Origin of the sequence: Amycolatopsis sp. cg9 (genome assembly GCF_041346945.1) — a bacterium.
GTDB lineage: Bacteria > Actinomycetota > Actinomycetes > Mycobacteriales > Pseudonocardiaceae > Amycolatopsis.
Genome location: NZ_CP166850.1, coordinates 735,650 through 754,168, shown reverse-complemented (window position 1 = coordinate 754,168; position 18,519 = coordinate 735,650). Strand labels below are relative to the sequence as shown.

Genomic DNA, 18,519 nt, shown 5'->3' with positions numbered 1-18,519 from the left:
GTGCCCAGAGTTCGGCGTCAGCCCGCGATCCGGTGCAGCCACTCCCGCAGCATCTGGCGCTCGGTGGTCGTGAGCGCGTCGACGTCGTCCGCGAGCGCGGTCGACAAAGCGACAGCGAGCGCTCCTACGGACGAGCCGCCGGTCGGTTCGTCCGCGAGCAGTCCGGCCAGCACGGACTCCCTGACCTGCGCGGACATCCCCAGGTCGCGGTCGTCTTCCGGCTGGGCGATGAGGCTGAGGGTGACCCCGCTGTTGGCCGCCGCGAACTGCCGCGCGGCCTCCGCGGCCTCGACGCGCAACCGGCCTTCGCGCGCCAGCGGCGTGAACAGCTCCAGCAGCATCGCTTCCGCGCTCGACGTGAGGTTGCACGGCACGCCCGGCTCGATCTGGCCGTAGAGCAGCACGTAGAACGCGGGGTGCGCCAGGCCGTACTCGACGTGCCGGTCCCAGCCCGCGCGGATCCGGTCCACCGGGTCGCCGCCGGCGTCCGGCGCCTGGACGTACTGGGTGAAGCCGTAGTTCACGACGGCGTCGAGCAGGCCCTGCTTGCTGCCGAAGTGGTGGTACAGCGTGGGTGCCTGGACGCCGGCGCGCTCGCAGATCGCCCGCGTCGACACCGGCCCGTCGCCGGCCTCGTGCAGCAGCTGACCCGCGGCCAGCAGCAGGCGGTCCCGGGTACTGGTGGCGTTGCTCGATCGTCCAGCCATATAGCAATTGTAACGCCAAGCTGTAACGCCGCACTTTCACGTGAAAGTGCGGGTCAGCGGAGGCGGAGCTGGACGCGGCGGAGGGCGGCGAAGGCGGCCAGGACCAGCGGGTCGGTTGTGGCGGCGGCCGGGCGCACCGAACGGTAGCCGTCCAGCAGGGCCTCCCGCAGCTCGTCCCGCTGCGGCAGGTGCCGGAGCTCGGCGAGGGCCACCGCGAGGTCGTAGGCGTAGTGCCCGAACCCGCAGTCGTCGAAGTCGATCGCCCGCACCCGGCCGCGGTGGAACAGGTAGTTCACCTGGCGCAGGTCGCCGTGCACCAGGCCGAAGGCGTCGGAACCGAAGCCCAGCTCGGCCCGCACCGCGCGAACGCGCGCGACCGCGTCCCGGATCCGCTCGTCGCCGGTCTGGGCGACCGCCCGCTCGACGACCGCCGCGGAGAAGCCGTCCACCTGCGTGCGGCCGAACTCGGTGAGGTCGTCGACGCGGCCGCGGTCGAGGCCGTTCATCCGGGCGCCGTGCAGGTGCAGCCGCGCGGTGAACTCGCCCACCGCGTACAGCTGCGGCGCGCTGAGCCGCTCGTCGACGAACCGGCCGTCGACCCAGTGGCAGAGCACGCAGGTGCGGGGTTCGGGCACCGCCGGGTCGGCGACCACGACGATCAGGTCCCGCTCGCGCGTCGGCACCGGCAGCGGGACGACGAGGTCCGTTTCCCGGCCCAGTGCCGCGAGCCACGCCATCTCGGACCGCACCCGCGCGGGCCCCGGACCGTCCGGGCGCTGCACGCGCAGGACGTACCGGTGGCCGTCCGCGCCGTCGACGCGGAACGTCGTGTTGAGCCCGTGCGCCAGCGGGCTCAGCCGGGCCACCGGCACGTCGTAGGCGGTCAACGCCGCTTCGGCGAGCCGGCGCAGGCGGCGCGTGCGGCCGGCGCGGTCGAGCTCGGCGAACGGCCGGGTGTTCGCCTGGAAGTCGGCCATCGCCCACGTGCTCAGCTGATCGACCGTTCCGGTTCGCGGGAGTGCGAGACGAGCTCGATCGTCGGCGTCGCGTGCCGCCCGCCGCCGAGCCGCTCGACCCCGCGCAGCCCTTCGACCAGCCGCTCGACCTCGGTGTCCGGCCGCACCCCGAAGCGCATGAACTGGCTGGTCATGCCGATCTTGTTGCCGCACTGGCGCACCAGCAGGTGGTGCTCGGCGAGCAGGTAGTCGCACAGCTCGGCGCCGTCGACCGAAGCCGGCAGCTTGACGAGCAGGAAGTTCGCCTGCGACGGGTAGACCGTCAGCTCCTGGAACTGGTTCAGCTGCGAATTCATCATGAACCGGTCGAGCGCGAGCTTCTTGAGGCTTTCCTCGTATTCCGCGCGGTGCTCGGCGAGCATGAAGATCACGGTTTCGGCGAGCGAGTTCAGGTTCCACTTCGGCAGCGCGGCCGACAGTTTGCGCGTCAGCGCCGGGTTCGACACCTGGTAGCCGAAGCGGATGCCGTGCAGCCCGAAGTTCTTGCCGAGGCTCTTCAGCACGATCACGTTGGGCCGGACGACGGCTTCGGCCGCCACCGACGCGTTCATCTCCACTTCGACGAAGTCGATGAACGATTCGTCGATCACCACGAGGTCGAGGTCCTCGAGGGCGTCCATGAACCGGATCACCTCGCGCCGCGAAAGGTAGCCGCCGTCGGGGTTGTTCGGGTTGCACAGCACCGCGACCCGGGAGCCGCGGCGCTTGATGAAGTCGATGTACTCGTCCACGCGGAGCTCGAAGTTGTCCGCCTCCTTGAGCACGAACATGTCGACGCGCTTGCCGGTCTCCAGCGGCTGGTCGGTCCAGCGGCCGAACGTCGGGATCGGCACCGCGACGCTGGAGTCCACCAGCAGCTGGTCGATCCAGGTGATCAGCTCGGTCGAGCCGTTGGCGAGCGAAATCGTCGACGGGTTGAGCCGCAGCACGCTCGCCAGCTGCGCGGTGATCGCGCCGGCGTCGCTCGGGTAGAACTTCAGGATGGTGCGGAGGTTGCGCTCCAGCTCGCCGAACATCTCGTCGGTCGGGAAGTAGGGGTTGCAGGGGATGCAGAAGTCCGCGAGGTCGTCGGCGTGCTGTCCCATCGCCCTGGCCACGGAGAAGAACGACGGGCTGTGGGCCGCGCTCTGCTGGAACAGGCCCCTGGTGGTCATACCGTGCCGCACGCGTGTTCTCCGTCCGCCGCTTTACCGGCCCCTTGCCTTCCCATCGCGAACACGTACGAATCGGGAACGCGGTTCAACGCCGCTCAGCGCGTAGCCGCCGGTGCCGGCCAGCGCGAGGGCGGCCAGCGCGGAGAGGGCCGTGACCGGCAGCGGCGCGGCGAGCGGGGCCACGCCGGTGAAGGACTCGACGCCGACGACGGCGGTCAGCACGGCGTCGGCGGCCACGGCGACCTTGACCACGAGCAGCCGGTGCGCCTCGGGCCAGCGGGTGAACCGCAGCAGCCAGGCCAGGGCGGGCAGCACGAGGATCGCGTGCATCGCCACCGCGTGCAGCGGCTTCAGTGAACCCGCCGTCGTGTAGGCCAGCTGCGGGTCGCCGCCGCGCGCCGCCACGACGCCGCGGCCGATCATCACCGCGCCGGTGGCCAGCGCGACGAGCAGCACGACGAGGCCGGCGCGCACGGCCAGGCGCAGGCTCGGCGCGGCCGGGCCCGGCTCGACCAGCGCGGCGGCCGTGAAACCGATGACGGTCACGATGAGCACCCCGCCGCCCGCGGCGAGCGTCATCGAAACGACGTTGTCGAACGGCGTCTCGAAGTTGAAGTGCGACGGCACCCCGCGCCACGCCTGCATGCTGACCAGAACGACTTCGACGACGCTCGCGGCGGTGAAGGCGCCGAGCAGCGCGGTGCGCCACCGGTCGCGAACGGTGAGGAACGACGTCGCCCAGGCGACCGACGCCAGCGTCAGCCCGAAGGACAGGCCGAACGTGACGGCCTTGCGCAGCGACAGCGGCCCCAGCCACGAGCCGCCGGTGGCGAGCAGCGCGACCGCGTGGGCGACGCCGCTCAGGAACAGCGCCGCGCCGACGGCGTAGGCGACGCGTTCGGCCCGCCGGCCGTCGTGCCAGATCCTCGTCAGTGCGTTCATGGCCGGTAGTGTCGCGCCGCCGGGCCCTCGCCGCGTCGGCCCGGCGGCGACACCGCGTCGTACGACGACAGGCGTACGGCAATCGGTGAGAATGTCGAAAAAGTTTTGGTAAAGGAAATCCCGTTTTCTTGACCGGAACTTCGGGTGCGCGGTGGCCGCGGGAGTCCTACCATCGAATCATGTACATCGCACTGCTGACCTACACAGCGCCCGAAACAGAAGTCGACTACGCGCTCCCGGATCATTCGGAGTGGGTGCGCAAACAATTCACGAAAGGACTCTTCCTGGTTTGCGGAAAGGGTAACGGCGCGGCCGACCGCGTGATCCTGACCCGCCCGATGCTGCGGGGCAAGCTCGACGCCGTGCTCGCCAGCGACCCGTTCGTGGTCCAGCGGCTCGCCCGGTACGACGTCATCGAGTTCACGGCCTCGCGCACGGCGCACGAACTGCAGGCGATCAACGAGGCACTCGCCTCCTGAGGAGACCGTCGCGAGTCGGGTGGCCCGGCGACGGTGCCCCGCCACCTGACGGCGAACAAAGCTCACCCCGCCGGGCTCGCTTATGATCGCGAAGCACGGATGTCCAGCAGGGAGAGCGCGATGAAGACCCCCGACCTCGTCTTCCGGGGCCGCCGGTTGAGCGGTGACCACGCGCTGGTGCTGGCCGTGGTGCAGGTGCTCCCGGAGCCCGATGCGGCGCGGGAGGCGGTTTCGGGTGCCGTCGCGGACGGCGCCGACCTGGTGGGTTTCGCCGGAACCGGCGTCGAACCCCTGCTCGCGTGGGCACGCGAGACCTTTCCCGACCTCGTCCTGGCGGTCGACACCGCGGACGCTTCGGTCGCTTCGGCCAGTTGTTCCGCCGGTGCGGACCTGATCCTCGCCCGCGCCGACCTGGTGGACGTCGCGGCTCGCTTCGGGGCCGGGTACGCCGGACCGTCGGTGTCCGAAGCGGTGGCGCGCGGTGTGCCCGCCGAGGGGGCCGTGCTCGACGTCGGGGTCGTGCGCGAGGCGCCGTCGCTGCCCCCGGACGTGCCGGTGCTGGCCGGAGTGGCGGGCGACGGGACCCCGGCGGGCCTGGCGCTGGCGGCGCTGACGGCGTCGGCCGGGGCCGCGATCATCCGCACGGCGCACCCGCGCCCGACGAGGCACGTGGCCGAGATGGCGGCGAGCATCGCGGGCACCCGCCCGCCGGCGAAGGCGGTCCGGTGGGAGTGATCCGGCAGGTCTGGCCGGCCGAGCGTGAACTGGCCGACGAGGACCTCGAGCAGCTGTACGCCTACCCGGCCGACCCGCGCTGGCTGGCCGTGAACTTCGTGTCGAGCGCGGACGGCGCGATCACCGTCGACGGCGTGTCGGGCGGCCTTTCGACCCCGGCCGACCGGATCGTCTACCGGCTCGGCAACGACCTCGCGGACGTCGTCCTGGTGGGCGCGGGAACGGCGATGGCGGAGGGCTTCGAGGGCATGCGCCCGGACGCGCGCACGGCGGAGCGCCGGCGTCGGTTCGGGCTGGCGCCGATCGCCCCGGTGGCGGTGGTGACTTCGGGCCGTTCACTGCCGCCGGACGCGCCGGTGATCACTCGAGCGCCGGTCCCGACCCTGGTGTTCACGTCTTCGGCGGCTCCCGAGTCGCTGCGTTCGGCGTGGGCCTCGAACGGCGCGCGGGTGTTCGTGGTGGGGGACAACGAGGTTTCGGGCGCCGGCGTGGTCTCGACGTTGGTGGCGGAGGGCATGGGCCGCATCGACTGCGAGGGCGGCCCGCGGCTGTTCGGTTCGCTGATCGAGGCGGGCGTGGTCGACGAGTTCCGGTTGACGGTGGCGCCGTTCCTGGTGGCGGGCACGTCGAGCCGCGCGGCTCTCGGCGGGGTGGTGGACCCGGCGGCGCTGGAGCTGGCTTCGGTGCTCACGGACGGGGAGAGCGTGCTGCTGCGGTACCTGACGGCCCGGTGACTCCACCGCGTCGCCCAGCCGGTTCACGGCGGTCGGGACGGCACGCAGGCGCGGCATCGAGCACCGGACGTCGCTCCGCGGCGCACCAGCTCGCCGGTGCCTTCCGCTTCGTCGTGTCCCATCACGGGTGAGACGGCGGCGGCTCGGACAACCTGGCGTTGCTCCTCCGTCGGGGAGGTGCGCGGGTGCCGTCCATCAAAGTCGGCAAGGACGGCCTCACGCTTCTCGCCGAAGTGCTCGGTGTCGTGAGTTTCGTGATCACGGTTGTCACGCTGGTGGCCAAGAGTTGATCAGGCGCCTAACCGGGACCGTTCAGCCGGCGAGGGCCTGGGTGATCTGGCGGGTGGTCTGCGCCGCGACGTGGGGATTCACCGCGGCGTAGGTGGTGTACGCGTTCAACCCGGTGGCCAACGCCCAGCCTCGACCGCGAGTCCAGGTGGCGTCGTCCACTCCGAGCGCGGCGCGGAACGTGGCTCGCGTCTCCGCCGACATGAGGGTGAACGCGATGATCAGGTCGCACGCCGGGTCGCCCACGCCGAGTTCGCCGAAGTCGATGACGGCGCTGAGGCGGCCGTTGGTCGTCAGCAGGTTGCCGGTGTGGAAGTCGCCGTGGCACCACACCCGGGGCGGGTCGCGGTGGGCGAGGGCCGCGGCCCACAGCTCGGTCATCGCCGTGGTGCCGAAGGTGTCCCCGGTTTCCGCGATGGCGGACCGCGTCGCCCGGTCCCGGGCGGCCAGTGGCCGGCGCGTGAGGTCCTCGGCCGGTTCGGCGTCGAACCCGTGGAGCGCGGTCAGGAACCCCGCCAGTGCGCGAGCGGCTTCGTGCGAGTCCGAAAGGGCTTCGACGGTCGCCGGCTCGCCGTCCAGCCAGCGCGACACCGCCCACGGCCACGGGTAGCCGCAGCCGGGTGCGCCCACCGCCACCGGGACGGGGACGGGGAGAGGCAGGTGCGGGGCGAGCCGGGGCAGCCACTCGGCTTCCTTCTCCGCCTGCTCGATCGCGCCGGAATGGCGGGGGAGGCGAACGGAGAGTTCTTCGCCCAGCCGGTGGATCACGTGGTCCGAGCCGGCCGGGTCGAGCCGCCGCAGGGGCAGCCCGGCCCACTGCGGGAACTGCGTGTCGACCAGCCGCCTCGTCAGCGCGGCGTCGATCGGCGGGGGTGTTTCGACGGTCAAGGACGGCTCCCGCGGGTGACGGCTGACGGCAGCCTGTCAGCGACCGATCGGTTCGCTCAACCGGTTATCGCAGTACGGCCGCCAGCAGGTCGGTCCCCAGCGCCGTCAGCTCGGGCACGTTGACCGAGTAGCGGACGTACCGGCCCTGCCGCCGGGGCGTGAGGAGGCCCGCGCGGCGCAGGACGGCGAGGTGGCGGGAAACCTCCGGAGCCGAGAGTCCCCAGGCGAGGGCCAGCTCGCCGGTCGTGTGCGGGCCGCGGGCGAGGGTGCGCAGCAGGCGCAGCCGCACCGGGTGGGCCAGGGCCGCCAGCCGGCGGGTGACCGTCTCCAGCGGGACCGGATCCGGCGGGGCGATCGGGTACTGCACCACCGGCTCCCGGCCGGGAGCGTGGATCGCGATCAGGTGCGGGTGCCCGAAGACACTGGGGATCAAGACGACTCCGTTACCGGCCGTCGTGTTGTCCTGCAGCTTGTCCACGACGATGCAGCCGCCGTCGGGAGACAGGGTGACCGAACCGGAGACGGACGCGAGGGCCGCCTGGATGCCGTTGCGGCGGAGCAGGTCGTTCTTCAGGCGCAGGTCCCCGGCGAGCTGCGCGGCGATGCCGGTCCAAGCGGCGTCGAAGAAGGCTTCCGCGCACAGTTCGAGAGTGCGGCGCACCCGCGTTCGCACGGCCGCCGGGTCCGCGAGCAGGCGTTCCGCGAACGCCTCCTGGCGCGCGCCGCGGGCTTGGGCGAGGTCCAGGGCCCGCTCGCGCGCCGTCGCGTCGGACAACGGGGACGGCGCGCCGAAGTGGACGCGGTTGTTGCCGCACGTCGTGATGAGCGCCGCCGTCACGTAGGTTTCGTCGTCGAGCCGGTCCACGTCGTCCAGCTCCTCGGCGAGGGTGGGGCGCGGGACGGCCGGGACCAGGAAGTCGGCCCGCGACGAACGCCAGAGGAACTCCGCTTCCCTGAGCCGGTCGGCCAGTTCCGGCCGCAACCCGGTCCAGACGTCCGCGGCCCAGCCGGCGAACTGCGGGTGGTGCGCGGGCTCGGCCAGCGCGTGCAGCATCGCGGTCAGCTCGGCCAGCGGCGAAGCGGCGAACCGCAGCCGCTCGGACGGCGGGCCGCCGAGCGTGATCCTCAACGTCATCCCCGCATTCTCACCGGCCCGATCGCCGGCCGCGGCGCCGGTTGACGGTGTTCGTCAATCGACGCGGCCAGACCGGCGGGCGGCCGCACCGTGGACGTCATGACGACCAAGATCCACCCGCGCGCCCTCGTCCGGGCTTCCGGCGGTTCCCGCTACGCCGCCGCCGTGGTCGTGGACGCGCTCGGCACCGGCCTGCTGCGGCCCTTTCTGCTGCTCTACGGCGTGACGGTGCTCGGGCTGTCCGCGCCGGTCACCGGCATCGCCATGACGGCGGGCATCGTCGTGGGCCTGGGGTGCGTGCCCGTGGTGGGCCGGTGGCTGGACGGCGGCGCGCGCAGCACGGTCGTGGCGGCGTCGATGCTGGTGCGAGTGGTGGGCGTGGCGCTGCTGCTGGCCGCGCCGCCCGGGCACGCCGGGCCGTTCGCGGCGGCGGCGCTCTTCCTCGGCATCGGCAACCAGGCGTGGCCGGTCGCCCACGCGGCGCTCGTGGCCACGGTCGCCCACGGGCGGGAACGCGACGCCGCGCTCGCGGGCGGCCGCGCGCTGCGCAACGCCGGCCTGGGCGTGGGGGCGCTCCTCGCCACCGCGTGCCTGGCCGGCGGCACCACCGCGGTGCGGGCGATGGCGGCCGCGACCGGGCTCGCCTACCTCGCCGCGGCGGCCTTGGCGTGGTCGGTCCGCCTCCGCGCGCGGCCGGTCGACGTTGCGGTCACGGCCGACGGGCCCGCCCCGCGGATGCGCGCGCTCCTGACCGCCAACGTGGTCTACGCCTTCTGCCTCAACGTCCCCGAAATCGCGGTCCCGCTGGTCCTGGTGACCCAGCTGCACGCGTCCCCGGTGTGGGCGGCGGCCGTCTTCGTGGCCAACACGGTGCTGGTGGTCACCCTGCAGGTGCCGATCACCGTGCTGCTGTCCCGCTTCCCCCGCCGGACCGTGCTGGTGCTCGGCGGCGTCGTGCTGACCGCGTCCTACCTCGCGTTCCTCGCGGCCTCTTCCCTGTCCGACGGCTGGGGCGCCCCGGCCGTCGCCGCGGTGTCCGTGGTCTGCACGATCGGCGAGATCGGCTACGCGGGCAGCGCCACCGCGCTCGTCACCGCCCTCGCACCGGCCCACGTCCTGGGCCGCGCCCTCGCCCGCTTCCAGCTCTCGACGGGCTTCGGCCTCGCCGTCTCCCCGGCGGTCATCACCGCCCTCGCCACCCGCGGCCCGGCAACCCTGTGGGGCGGCCTCGCCGCCGCGACGCTGCTGTCCGCGTCGGCCGTGGCCGCGGAGAAGGAACGTGACCGGTGACGGACCGGCCACGGCCGTCGAGGTGACCGAGCCGTTGGGTCTTTCCGCGCCGGCTAAACCGGGTCGAAGGTCCGCGCGTGGGCCTCGCGGACGCCACTCGCCGGCGTTCCCGGGCGTCGGTCCGACGCCGGGTCCTGAGGGAGGAAGAGATCATGAAACGCAGGTTTCTCGCTGCCCTGTCGATGATCGCCGTGGCCGTCCTGGCCCAACCGGCCGCGGCGAACGCCGCCACGGCCGGCAGCACCGGTACCGGAAGTTTCTGCAACACCAGCCTGAGCAGGCACACCACGGTCTGCTTCGACTCGATGTCGAAGCTGCAGGCACACCGATCGGCCGCCGCCGACTACGACCTGGTGGCGATGTACAACTGGGTCAACTACAACCAGGGCGGCGGGTACAACATCCTGTCCGGCGATCACGTGTGCACCGCCTCGTACAGCAACAACGATTACGAGCTGTACGACCTGAGCATCTACTCGTACAACAACGGCATCAACATGAACAACACGTTCACCTCGGTCAGCACCTACACCAGCAACCCGAGCAAATGCGACATCAAGCTCTACGACGGGTTCACCCTGACCGGTGCCTCGTCGGTGTTCATCGACCGATGCACCGATCTGACCAAGTGCGTGGCGACGAACTGGTCGGATCGAGCCAGCTCGTTCGTGCTCAGCTAGGCGACCGTCGCTGATCGGTACACGCTACGCCGATCGAGCCGGCCCCGCTCAGAACAGCGTTGCCGGCTCGATCGGGGCCGGCTCCGGCAAAGCCTCGAGGCTCGGCACCAGCGCCCGCACCTCGTCGTGGAAGCGGCGGGCCAACGCCGGGGCGTCGTTGTTGTCCGGTGTGTGCACGAAAACTGTCGGCGTACGGCCCTCTCGCAGCCAGCCGGCGGCCGCCTCCACCCATGGCCGCCAACCCGAGACCGTCTCCTCGATCGAATCACGGCCCAGGTAGCGGATGATCGGCTGGTCGGTCAACGCCGTCGATCGGCGGGGCAGCCTGGGTTTCTTCGCCCACGCCTCCTGCTCGGCGGCGCTGATCGGCGGGCTCTGGAAGAAGACCGTGGTGTCGAACGGCACCCACTCGGCGTCCACGCCGGCCAGGGTTCCCTCCAGCAGCGCGGTCGACGCGGGGTCGGTGAAGAACTCCGGGTGGCGGACCTCCACCGCGCGGCGGCGGCCGGCCGGGAGACGGCGCAGGAAGCGGGCCAAGGCGTCGACATCGGACGGACCGAACGAGCCGGGCAGCTGGGTCCACAGGACCGCGCGGTCGCCGAGGGGCTCGATCGCGTCCAGGAACGTGCGCATCTCGGTCTCGACGCCGTGGAACCGGCGCTCGTGCGTGACGATCTTGGGCACCTTGACCACGAACCGGAAGGCCGGACCGGTTTGCTCCGCCCAGGTTTCCACCGTCGAGCGGGCGGGGGTGGCGTAGAACGTCGTGTTGCCTTCGACCGCGTTGCACCAGCCGGCGTAGGCGTGCAGACGCTCCTTGGGCGGCAGCGACGGCGGCAGGAACCGGCCCGGCCACGCCTTGTGGGTCCACATCGCACAGCCGACGTGGAGACGGGGAGAGCCAGGCGACAGCAGCCGGCGGAAGTGTTCCGGTAACGGCAGTTCCCGCGCTTCCGCCCGCGTCAGCCAAGCGAAGTCGTCGTGCTCCGCCGGGTTGAGGACGACCTCGCCCGTGCCGGTTTCCTCGACCGCGTAGACCACAGCGTGGATCTGGAGGTCGCGGCCCGCGATGTCCGGCCACTCGTCGCGCCCCAGCTCGCCCGTGACGCGAACGCTCAAGCCGGTTTCCTCGGCCGCTTCGCGGACCGCCGTCGTCTCGAAGGGCTCGCCCGGCTCGGCCGTTCCGCCCGGCAGCTCCCACTGGCCCGCGCGGAACACGCCGGCCGCGCGGCGGAGGAACAGCACTCGCTCGCCGCGCGTGATCCAGCAGTACGCCAGGTGTTTCTCCGTCATGCGGGCGATTCTCGCTCAGTTGGTCTTCGACGTCGGCAGGTGGGCGCCCAGGTAGCCGACGTACACCGTGCCCGTCCGGTCCGTGTCGTCGAGGAAGTGCAGGCGCGGGGCCGGCGCTTTGAAGCGCTCCAAGGCGATGTGGGCGCCGAAGTAGTCGCGGCCCGCCGGGTTGGTGCGGGGGTCGACGCGGAACGTCCTGGCCTGGCGGAGCCGCTCGTTCGTGGTCACCGTGTCCGACTCGGCCAGCGCGATGATGTTGGCGCTGATCAGCGAACCCGGCTGGCCCGTGCGGGCGAACGCGAGCACGTCCGACAAGCCGGGGCCCGGGTCCTGGCCCGCGCCGAGCGACGACGTGCGCGCGCTCGCGTACGCGTCGAGCGTCCGGAGCGCGTCCCACGCCTTGCGGCGCCAGGCGGCGGCTTTCGGGTGGTGGTCGAGGATCGCTGCCGGTGCCGGGTCGGCGGTGATCGCGAGGTGCTTCAGCGACGCCGTCGCGGTGGCGATCAGCTCGGCGAAGCTGGGGAACTCCTCCGGCGGGCGGCCGGCGGCGGCCACTTCGTCGTCCGCGTCGTGGTGGCGGGCGAGGCGGCCCGCCAGCAACCCGTTGACGCGCCGGAGCTCGTCGCGCTCGGCTTCGGTCTCCTCGAACGCGCGCGCGTAGTCGTCCACCTCCTCCTGCAGCTGCGCGAGCTGCTTGCGCAGGCACGCGACGTCGGTCGCGGAGACGTCCTCGAGCCGGCCGCGCAGGGCCTTCACCTCGCACGCGTGGCGATCGCGCTCTTCGGCGTGGGCCTTCGCCTTCTTCCGCAGGATCGTGATCACCCGGCGCGCCTCGGCCAGCTCGCGCTCGGCGCGGCCGAGCTTCCCGGTCAGTTCGGCGTCCGGTTCCCGTTCCGGCGCGACGAACGGATCGGCCGCGTACCAGGCCCGCACGCTCGCCACCTCGGCCCACTCTTCGGGCAGCGGCGTTCGGCCGCGCGCCTGGATGAGCTGCGTGATCGCGCCTTCGAGCGCTTCGCCGGACACCGGGCTGGCGGTTTCGACGAAATCCGGGAGCTGGTCGCACGGCGGCGTGTACAGCCGCGCGCCCGGCGGCACCGCGCAGCCGAGGGGGAGGTTCCGGTTGAGCGTGCGGCGGAAGCGGTCGTCGACGTCGAAGACGTTGACCAGCCCCGGCCAGCCCGAGACGGGTACCGTCGGCGGCTCGGCGAGCACCAGCACCGCCGACGTCCGCCACGGGGCCACCAGCGCCTCGCCCAGCAGGTCGGCGAGGTGGTCGCACTCCTCGCGGGACCAGCCGCGCATGGCCAGCACCGGGGTTTCGATCGGGATTTCGTCGTGGCCGCTGGCGCCCAGCTCTTCCAGGCCGATCCGGTGCGCCGGCGCGACGTGGCAGCTGCGCCACGGCCGCGTGCACGCCGCGGCCAGCAGCCACGTCACCCGGTCCTCGCCGGCGCGGTAGCAGAGGGACAGGAATACCTGAACGGAGTAGCGGCCTTCGCCGTCGCCGTAAGCGAATTCGAGGTCGCACCGGCGCGATCCGCCGTCGTCGGAGGAGCCGAGATCGGTGACGGTGTAGTCGTCGTGCTGCCGCTGGCGGGTGATCAGCCTGCTGCGCAAGGCGTCCAGGGGGCGTTTTCCTTCGGTGGGGACCAGGCCGTGGTGCCAGATCCGGTGCACCCCCACAGGACTCAACTCCGTTCGCCGCGACCAGGCCTCAGCCGAACATAGCGGATCCTGTGACCGGTCGAACGCGGGGCGTCACCTCGTCCAGAGGCAGAACGGGTGCCCGGCGGGGTCGAAGCAGACGCGCACGTCGTCCTGCGGCTGGAAGTCCGCGACGACGGCGCCGGCGGCGACCGCGGCGGCCGTCGCCGCCGCGAGGTCGTCGACTTCGATGTCGAGGTGCAGCTGCATCTGCTGGGCGCCGTCGGCGGGCGGCCAGGTGGGCGGGACGTGGCCGGTTTCGAGCTGGAACGAGAGACCCGCGCCGCCGTCGTCCGGGCGCAGCGTCACCCACTCCGGCTCGTCGGTGCGGATCGGCCAGCCGAGCAGTTTCGAGTAGAACCCGGCGAGCGCGCGGGGCTCCGGCGCGCCGAGCACGGTGGAGGTCAGTTTCATGATCGGGTGGTACCCGCGGATCTCCCTTCGATGCACGTCCGCAGTGGACGTCGTTACAGACTTCACCCTTTAGGACGTTCCGTGGGGGGCGTCTAGCCTGATCAGAGCTTTGGGGCTGACTTTCCGTAGCGAAAACTCTCCCGATCATTGCTCCGTTGTGGAACTATTGGGCCGTTCGCGGGGAGAGGGCCCCGCGACGGGGGACTCACCGTCACGGTCAGCGTCCCCATGCAGATCCCCAGGGGAGAGGAGATCGACCATGTCGACGCCCACGGACACGAAGCCGGAAGAGACGCCGGAGCCGATCGAGCAGGCCGGCCCGGTGGTTCCGCACCCGGAGCCCGACGAGCACGGCTGGGTGCACGTCGGGCACAAGCCCGAAACGCCGGTGGTTTCGCCCAACTGCGGCGACCCCTGCTACCAGCGCGTGAACTGAATCATCCGAAGGTGGTCGCCCGTCTGCCGATCTTTCGCCGGTAGGCGGGCTTCCTTCTGCCCTCGGCTGTGCTGTCATAGGAGTGTGCCTGTGACGAACCCCCAACCCACCGATGTGCTCGAGCGGGTGCGCACGCTGCAGAAGGCGGCCTCCGCCGCTTCTTGCCTGGGGCGCTACCACGACGGGGTCCGGCAGCTTCGCCAAGGGATGAACCTGCTCGACTCGATCCACCCCGTGGCGCCGGCCCACCGCACGGACTGGCTGGTGACGCGCATCCGCCTGGCCAGCACCCTGGCCGCCATCTCCACGGAGATCACCGGGGACGTCCCCGCGGGGCTGGCCGGCCTCGACGACGTGCGCCTGCTGATCGACGCGGTCACCGATCCCGTGCTCAAGGCCGAGCTCAGCGCGTCGCTGAACCACAACTACGCCATGAAGCTCATGACCGTGGGCCGGAACGAAGACAGCATCGGGTACTTCGAAGAGTCGCTCGAACACCACGAGTACCGGCTGGCGCACGGCACGAACCCCGCGGCCCGCATGGGCGCGTTCGTGCAGACGCTCTCGGCGCGCGGCTGGTCGCACGCGAAGCTCGGCAACGTCCGCGAGGCGCATGGCGACCTGACCCGGGCGCTCGAGCTCGCCGAGAAGCACGAGCTGCGGGTGGAAGCGGCCGACGTGCGCCGCAGCCTCGGCGTGCTCGCGCACCGCACCGGCGACCTGCCCGAGGCTCTGCGGCTGTACCAGATCGGGGAGCGCACCTACCAGGCCCTCGGCCTCGAAGTCCCGCTCCAGCTCCGGCTCGAGCAGGCGCAGGCGCTGATGGCGGCCGGGCTGGCGGACGAGGCCGGCGGCCACCTCGACGACGCCCTCGCGATGATGAACGAGCAGCACAACGTCACCCGCAAGCGCGCGAACGCCGAGCTGCACCGCGCGTCCGCCGCCCTCATGAACGACGAGCTCGTGCTGGCGCGGGGCATGGCCGCGTCGGCCCGGCGCGGGATGCTCAAGGTCGGCTGCCGCACCTGCGTCGCCAACGCGACCTTGATCGGGCTGCAGGCCGACGTGCGGGAAACGCTGCGTTCCGGGGCGATCCCGGCCGCGCTGCCGACCCGCGCCCTGCGGATCGCGGCGAAGATGCCCGCGCCGCTGCTGACCGAGCAGGCCGCCACCGCGCGGATGCTCGCCGTGCGGCTGGACATCCGGCGGGGGAACCTCCGGCGGGCCGTCGAGACCCTGCGGACGGTGCCGCGGCCCGGGCAGCTCACCCCGATCGACTACCGGATGCTGCGCCGCCTCTGCCGGGCCGAGCTCGCCGTCGCGCAGGGGCGGCAGGCGAAAGCGCTCACCGAAATCCGGTCCGGGCTCACCGAGCTCGACGCCGTGCGCGACCGGATGGGCGGGCTCGACCTCGTGTCCGGGACCGCGCTCCACGGCCAGGAGCTGGCCGACCTCGCCGTGAAGCTCGTGCTCGAACGCAACGACGCGCGGCGGCTGTTCGTCTGGCTCGAACGCACGCGCGCGCAGACCTACCGGTACGAGCCGCTCTCGGCCGGCACCGATCCCGAGCTGGCCGCGAGCGTGGCCGAGGTGCGCGGGCTCGGGCAGGCCATCCAGGAGGCCCAGCACGACGGGCACCCGATCGCCGGGCTGCGGGCCAAGTACAACGAACGGCTTCGCGAGGCCCAGCGGCTCGGCTGGCACACCGGGCGGTGGGGGCGGCCGCGGCCGGTGGCCGGGTTGCCCGAAGTCGTCGCGCGGCTCGGGGAACGAGCAATGATCAGCTTCGCCGCCTCCGGGGACGAGCTGGTCGCCGTCGTCGTGGCCGGGGGCGAGTGCCGGCTCGTGCGGCTCGGGTCGGCCGGGGCCGCCGCGGAGTCCGCGCGGGTGCTCAACGTCGACCTCGACGCGCTCGCGCCGGACAACCTGCCCGAGCGGCTGGCCGAGGTCGTCATGGCGTCCGCGCGCAAGCAGGCCGACAAGCTCGACGCGCAGCTCATCCAGCCCCTCGCCGAGCTGTTCGGCGAGCGGGACCTGGTGATCGTCCCGACCGGGCCGCTCTACGCCGTGCCGTGGGGCGTGCTGCCGGGGCTGCGGGGACGGCCGACCGTCGTCGCGCCCTCGGCGACCGCCTGGCTCGCCGCCGAGCTCACCAAGCTGACCCGGGCGCGGCGGATCGTGCTCGTCCGCGGGCCCGGGCTGGCCGGGGCGCGCGGTGAGCTCGAGAAGCTGACCACGCACTACCGCACCGCGACGACCATGACCGGCGCCAAGGCCACCGTGAAGTCCGTGCTGCGCGCGATGGACGGCGCGAAGCTCGCGCACTTCGCCGCGCACGGGGCGCACGAGCCGGAGAACGCGCTCTTCTCCCGGCTCGAACTCGCCGACGGTGCCCTCTTCGGGCACGAGATGGCCGGGTTGCGGCAGCCGCCGCGGCAGGTCGTCTTCGCCGCGTGCGAGCTGGCGCTGAACCGGATCCGGCCCGGCGACGAAGCCCTCGGCTTCGCCAGCGCGCTGCTGGCCAGCGGCTCGCGGACGGTGATCGCGCCGCTGTCCCGCGTCGGCGACCTGGCCTCGGCGGCCGCGATGGACGACTACTACCGGGCGCTGGCCGAGCGCGAGAGCCCGGCGCTGGCGCTGGCCGACGCGATCGCCGTGGACCCGTTCCGCCGCCCGTTCGTCTGCCTCGGCGCGGGCTGAAGGGGACTTTCCTGCGATGTGATGCGAGGAAAGTCCCCTTCAGCGCGGCTGCGCGGGCGGGGACCACACCAGCCGCGGGTCGGTCTGGACGAAGCTGCCGAGCAGGTGGTCGATCCGGGTCAGGACGTCGAGGTCGAGCCGGACGCCGGCGGCCTTCGCGTTCTCCGTGACCTGCTCGGGCGTGCTCGCCCCGGTCACCGTCGCGGCGACCGTTTCGTGCTGCAGCGTCCACGCCAGCGCGAGCTGCGCCATCGTCAGGCCGGCGTCGTCAGCGACGCCGCGCAGCAGTTCCACGCGCTCCAGCAGTTCCGGCATCAGCAACGGCCGCGCGTACGCCGGCCCGGCCGCGCGGGAGCCCGCCGGGATCCGCCCGTCGCGGTACTTGCCGGTCAGCACGCCCTGCGCGAGCGGCACCGAGGCGAACTGCCCGACGCCGATCCGGTCGCCGACCGGCATGACCTGCGCCTCCGCCACCCGCCACAGCATCGAGTAGTGCGGCTGGTTGGCGATCAGCGGGACGTCGTACCGCTGCGCGGCTTCGTGGGCCTGCAGCAGCTGCTCGGCCGTCCACTCCGACGTGCCGACGTACCGGATCTTCCCCTGCCGCACCAGGTCCGACAACGTCAGGAACGTCTCCGCGACCGGCGTCCGGTAGTCGAAGCGCAGCAGCTGGTAGACGTCGACGTGGTCGGTGCGCAGCCGCCGCAGCGAGCCCTCGCAGGACGCGATCACGTGCTTGCGGCTCAGCCCGGCGGCGTTCGGGCCCGGGCCCTCCGGCCAGAACACCCCGGTGCACAGAACCAGTTCGTCGCGGTCCAGGCCGGAAAACACTGCGCCGTAGGCCTCTTCGGCCGCGCCGCCGTCCCACGCCGCGGCGGTGTGGAACGTCGTGACGCCGGCGTCCAGCGCCGCGGCGACGCAGCCGGGTCCGCCGTGCGTCAGCCAGTTGCCGTACGCGATCTCGCTGACGGCGAGCCCGCTCGCGCCGAGCCTGCGGTACTCCACTTTCAGCCTCCCACGGCCATCTCGTCGATCCACGCGTCGACCGCGCCCGCCTTGCGCGCGAACGATTCCCGCACGGATTCGTGCGGCAGGATCAGGAACTCCTCCTTGCCGAGCCCGTGCACGACCGCCTCGGCGACGTCCTCGGGTTCGAGCAGCGGCGCCGCCGCCGCGATGGCCAGCGCGGCCGGGTGGCCGGCGGCGATCCCGGGTTCGAGCAGCGCCGTCCGGACGCCGAGCGGGCACAGCGCGCTGACCCGGACCCCGCGGGGCCGGTAGGTGATCGCGAGCCACTCGGCGAGGCCGACGGCCGCGTGCTTGGTGACCGAGTACGGCGCGTCGCCCGGGGTGCCGAGCAGCCCGGCGGCCGACGCGGTGAGCAGCAGGTACCCTTCGCCGCGCGCGAGCATCGCCGGCAGCACGGCCTGGGCGGCGTGGACGTGCTGCAGCACGTTGAGCTCCCAGGACTTCTGCCACTGCTCGTCGGACGCGTGGACGCCGGTGCCGAACGCCGCGCCGGCGTTGGCGCAGAACAGGTCCACCGGCCCGAACTCGGTTCGCGCGGTAGCGACCAGCGCCTTCAGGTCCTTTTTGGACGTCGCGTCGGCGGCCACCGCGACGGCCCGGCCGCCCGCGGCGGTGATCTCGGCCGCCACCCGGGCCGCGCCGGTCTCGTCGACGTCGGACACCACCACGCCCGCCGCCCCCTCGGCGGCGAAGCGGCGGGCCATGGCGGCCCCGATCCCGTGTGCCGCGCCGGTCAGCGCGACGACCCGTCCAGTCAGTTCCACGCGGGCTCCAGGTATTTCAAAGTCGAATTGTCACTTGCGTGCGGGAAATGCATTCCGAGATTGCGATCCAGGTGATAAAAGTGCTGGTCAGGGCTATGATCATGCGGTGTCCCACGGTTTCGTACTCT

Annotated in this window: 18 protein-coding genes and 1 pseudogene; 7 read left to right on the top strand and 12 right to left on the bottom strand. The window is 72.3% G+C overall.

Annotated elements, in window-relative coordinates; all coding sequences use genetic code 11:
* Positions 1 to 17: 17 nt before the first annotated feature.
* The 4 genes from AB5J73_RS03045 to AB5J73_RS03030 are packed head-to-tail and all read right to left on the bottom strand — an operon-like array spanning position 18 to position 3,819.
* Positions 18 to 707, bottom strand: coding sequence for a TetR/AcrR family transcriptional regulator (locus AB5J73_RS03045; protein ID WP_370967890.1), 690 nt, complete (start codon positions 705 to 707; stop codon positions 18 to 20).
* Between the two features lie 53 nt (positions 708 to 760).
* Entirely contained in the window at positions 761 to 1,684 is a 924-nt protein-coding gene (locus AB5J73_RS03040; protein ID WP_370967888.1) for a phosphotransferase enzyme family protein, read from the bottom strand.
* Between the two features lie 11 nt (positions 1,685 to 1,695).
* The gene (locus AB5J73_RS03035; RefSeq protein ID WP_370967885.1) at positions 1,696 to 2,877 is read right to left on the bottom strand and encodes a histidinol-phosphate transaminase; all 1,182 of its coding nucleotides are present in this window, start codon (positions 2,875 to 2,877) and stop codon (positions 1,696 to 1,698) included.
* Positions 2,878 to 2,910: 33 nt separating this feature from the next.
* Complete coding sequence (locus AB5J73_RS03030) at positions 2,911 to 3,819, bottom strand: hypothetical protein (RefSeq protein ID WP_370967883.1); 909 nt, start codon at positions 3,817 to 3,819, stop codon at positions 2,911 to 2,913.
* A gap of 179 nt (positions 3,820 to 3,998) precedes the next feature.
* On the opposite strand from AB5J73_RS03030, the gene AB5J73_RS03025 reads away from it, so the two are divergent.
* The 3 genes from AB5J73_RS03025 (at position 3,999) to AB5J73_RS03015 (ending at position 5,767) form a co-directional block, all read left to right on the top strand.
* Entirely contained in the window at positions 3,999 to 4,298 is a 300-nt protein-coding gene (locus tag AB5J73_RS03025) for a YciI family protein (RefSeq protein ID WP_370967881.1), read from the top strand.
* A 120-nt stretch (positions 4,299 to 4,418) separates the two neighbouring features.
* A complete protein-coding gene (locus AB5J73_RS03020) occupies positions 4,419 to 5,033 on the top strand; it encodes a dihydropteroate synthase (RefSeq protein WP_370967879.1) in 615 nt (204 codons plus the stop codon).
* Positions 5,030 to 5,767, top strand: a complete 738-nt coding sequence (locus tag AB5J73_RS03015; RefSeq protein ID WP_370972898.1) for a pyrimidine reductase family protein — start codon at positions 5,030 to 5,032, stop codon at positions 5,765 to 5,767. The genes AB5J73_RS03020 and AB5J73_RS03015 overlap by 4 nt, the downstream gene beginning before the upstream one ends.
* A gap of 312 nt (positions 5,768 to 6,079) precedes the next feature.
* Here AB5J73_RS03015 and AB5J73_RS03010 read toward each other — a convergent pair whose 3' ends face one another.
* A complete protein-coding gene (locus AB5J73_RS03010; RefSeq protein WP_370967877.1) occupies positions 6,080 to 6,943 on the bottom strand; it encodes an aminoglycoside phosphotransferase family protein in 864 nt (287 codons plus the stop codon).
* Between the two features lie 64 nt (positions 6,944 to 7,007).
* On the bottom strand, positions 7,008 to 8,078 hold the full coding sequence (locus AB5J73_RS03005; RefSeq protein WP_370967875.1) for a DUF5937 family protein: 1,071 nt from the start codon (positions 8,076 to 8,078) through the stop codon (positions 7,008 to 7,010).
* Between the two features lie 99 nt (positions 8,079 to 8,177).
* On the opposite strand from AB5J73_RS03005, the gene AB5J73_RS03000 reads away from it, so the two are divergent.
* Both AB5J73_RS03000 and AB5J73_RS02995 read left to right on the top strand, forming a co-directional pair.
* Positions 8,178 to 9,368, top strand: coding sequence for an MFS transporter (locus AB5J73_RS03000; RefSeq protein WP_370967873.1), 1,191 nt, complete (start codon positions 8,178 to 8,180; stop codon positions 9,366 to 9,368).
* A 152-nt stretch (positions 9,369 to 9,520) separates the two neighbouring features.
* The gene (locus AB5J73_RS02995) at positions 9,521 to 10,048 is read left to right on the top strand and encodes a hypothetical protein (RefSeq protein WP_370967871.1); all 528 of its coding nucleotides are present in this window, start codon (positions 9,521 to 9,523) and stop codon (positions 10,046 to 10,048) included.
* A gap of 48 nt (positions 10,049 to 10,096) precedes the next feature.
* Here AB5J73_RS02995 and AB5J73_RS02990 read toward each other — a convergent pair whose 3' ends face one another.
* The 4 genes and pseudogenes from AB5J73_RS02990 to AB5J73_RS02975 form a co-directional block, all read right to left on the bottom strand.
* On the bottom strand, positions 10,097 to 10,921 hold the full coding sequence (locus AB5J73_RS02990; protein ID WP_370972896.1) for a DUF72 domain-containing protein: 825 nt from the start codon (positions 10,919 to 10,921) through the stop codon (positions 10,097 to 10,099).
* A 36-nt stretch (positions 10,922 to 10,957) separates the two neighbouring features.
* A pseudogene (locus AB5J73_RS02985) lies at positions 10,958 to 11,341 on the bottom strand (NUDIX domain-containing protein); the annotation flags it as partial.
* A gap of 15 nt (positions 11,342 to 11,356) precedes the next feature.
* Positions 11,357 to 13,027 (bottom strand): hypothetical protein, encoded by a 1,671-nt coding sequence (locus tag AB5J73_RS02980; protein ID WP_370967869.1) that lies wholly within the window; start codon positions 13,025 to 13,027, stop codon positions 11,357 to 11,359.
* A 75-nt stretch (positions 13,028 to 13,102) separates the two neighbouring features.
* The gene (locus AB5J73_RS02975; protein ID WP_370967867.1) at positions 13,103 to 13,462 is read right to left on the bottom strand and encodes a VOC family protein; all 360 of its coding nucleotides are present in this window, start codon (positions 13,460 to 13,462) and stop codon (positions 13,103 to 13,105) included.
* A 259-nt stretch (positions 13,463 to 13,721) separates the two neighbouring features.
* Here AB5J73_RS02975 and AB5J73_RS02970 point away from each other — a divergent pair, with 259 nt between their 5' ends.
* Complete coding sequence (locus AB5J73_RS02970) at positions 13,722 to 13,898, top strand: hypothetical protein (protein WP_370967865.1); 177 nt, start codon at positions 13,722 to 13,724, stop codon at positions 13,896 to 13,898.
* Positions 13,899 to 14,105: 207 nt separating this feature from the next.
* Positions 14,106 to 16,598 carry a CHAT domain-containing protein gene (locus AB5J73_RS02965; protein WP_370972893.1) on the top strand — a complete coding sequence of 831 codons (2,493 nt, stop codon included), beginning with the start codon at positions 14,106 to 14,108 and terminating at the stop codon, positions 16,596 to 16,598.
* Positions 16,599 to 16,637: 39 nt separating this feature from the next.
* Here AB5J73_RS02965 and AB5J73_RS02960 read toward each other — a convergent pair whose 3' ends face one another.
* Positions 16,638 to 17,603: an aldo/keto reductase gene (locus AB5J73_RS02960; RefSeq protein WP_370967863.1), complete on the bottom strand. Its 966-nt coding sequence runs from the start codon at positions 17,601 to 17,603 to the stop codon at positions 16,638 to 16,640.
* 2 nt (positions 17,604 to 17,605) lie between these two features.
* Positions 17,606 to 18,391 (bottom strand): SDR family oxidoreductase, encoded by a 786-nt coding sequence (locus AB5J73_RS02955; RefSeq protein ID WP_370967861.1) that lies wholly within the window; start codon positions 18,389 to 18,391, stop codon positions 17,606 to 17,608.
* Positions 18,392 to 18,519: the final 128 nt, after the last annotated feature.

Coding starts and splice junctions, on each gene's coding strand:
- AB5J73_RS03025 (WP_370967881.1), top strand. CDS start 3,999: ATGTACATCGCACTGCTGACCTACACAGCGCCCGAAACAGAAGTCGAC.
- AB5J73_RS03035 (WP_370967885.1), bottom strand. CDS start 2,877: ATGACCACCAGGGGCCTGTTCCAGCAGAGCGCGGCCCACAGCCCGTCG.
- AB5J73_RS03040 (WP_370967888.1), bottom strand. CDS start 1,684: ATGGCCGACTTCCAGGCGAACACCCGGCCGTTCGCCGAGCTCGACCGC.
- AB5J73_RS03005 (WP_370967875.1), bottom strand. CDS start 8,078: ATGACGTTGAGGATCACGCTCGGCGGCCCGCCGTCCGAGCGGCTGCGG.
- AB5J73_RS02990 (WP_370972896.1), bottom strand. CDS start 10,921: ATGTGGACCCACAAGGCGTGGCCGGGCCGGTTCCTGCCGCCGTCGCTG.
- AB5J73_RS03000 (WP_370967873.1), top strand. CDS start 8,178: ATGACGACCAAGATCCACCCGCGCGCCCTCGTCCGGGCTTCCGGCGGT.
- AB5J73_RS02970 (WP_370967865.1), top strand. CDS start 13,722: ATGTCGACGCCCACGGACACGAAGCCGGAAGAGACGCCGGAGCCGATC.
- AB5J73_RS03030 (WP_370967883.1), bottom strand. CDS start 3,819: ATGAACGCACTGACGAGGATCTGGCACGACGGCCGGCGGGCCGAACGC.
- AB5J73_RS03020 (WP_370967879.1), top strand. CDS start 4,419: ATGAAGACCCCCGACCTCGTCTTCCGGGGCCGCCGGTTGAGCGGTGAC.
- AB5J73_RS02995 (WP_370967871.1), top strand. CDS start 9,521: ATGAAACGCAGGTTTCTCGCTGCCCTGTCGATGATCGCCGTGGCCGTC.
- AB5J73_RS02975 (WP_370967867.1), bottom strand. CDS start 13,462: ATGAAACTGACCTCCACCGTGCTCGGCGCGCCGGAGCCCCGCGCGCTC.
- AB5J73_RS03045 (WP_370967890.1), bottom strand. CDS start 707: ATGGCTGGACGATCGAGCAACGCCACCAGTACCCGGGACCGCCTGCTG.
- AB5J73_RS02965 (WP_370972893.1), top strand. CDS start 14,106: ATGAACCTGCTCGACTCGATCCACCCCGTGGCGCCGGCCCACCGCACG.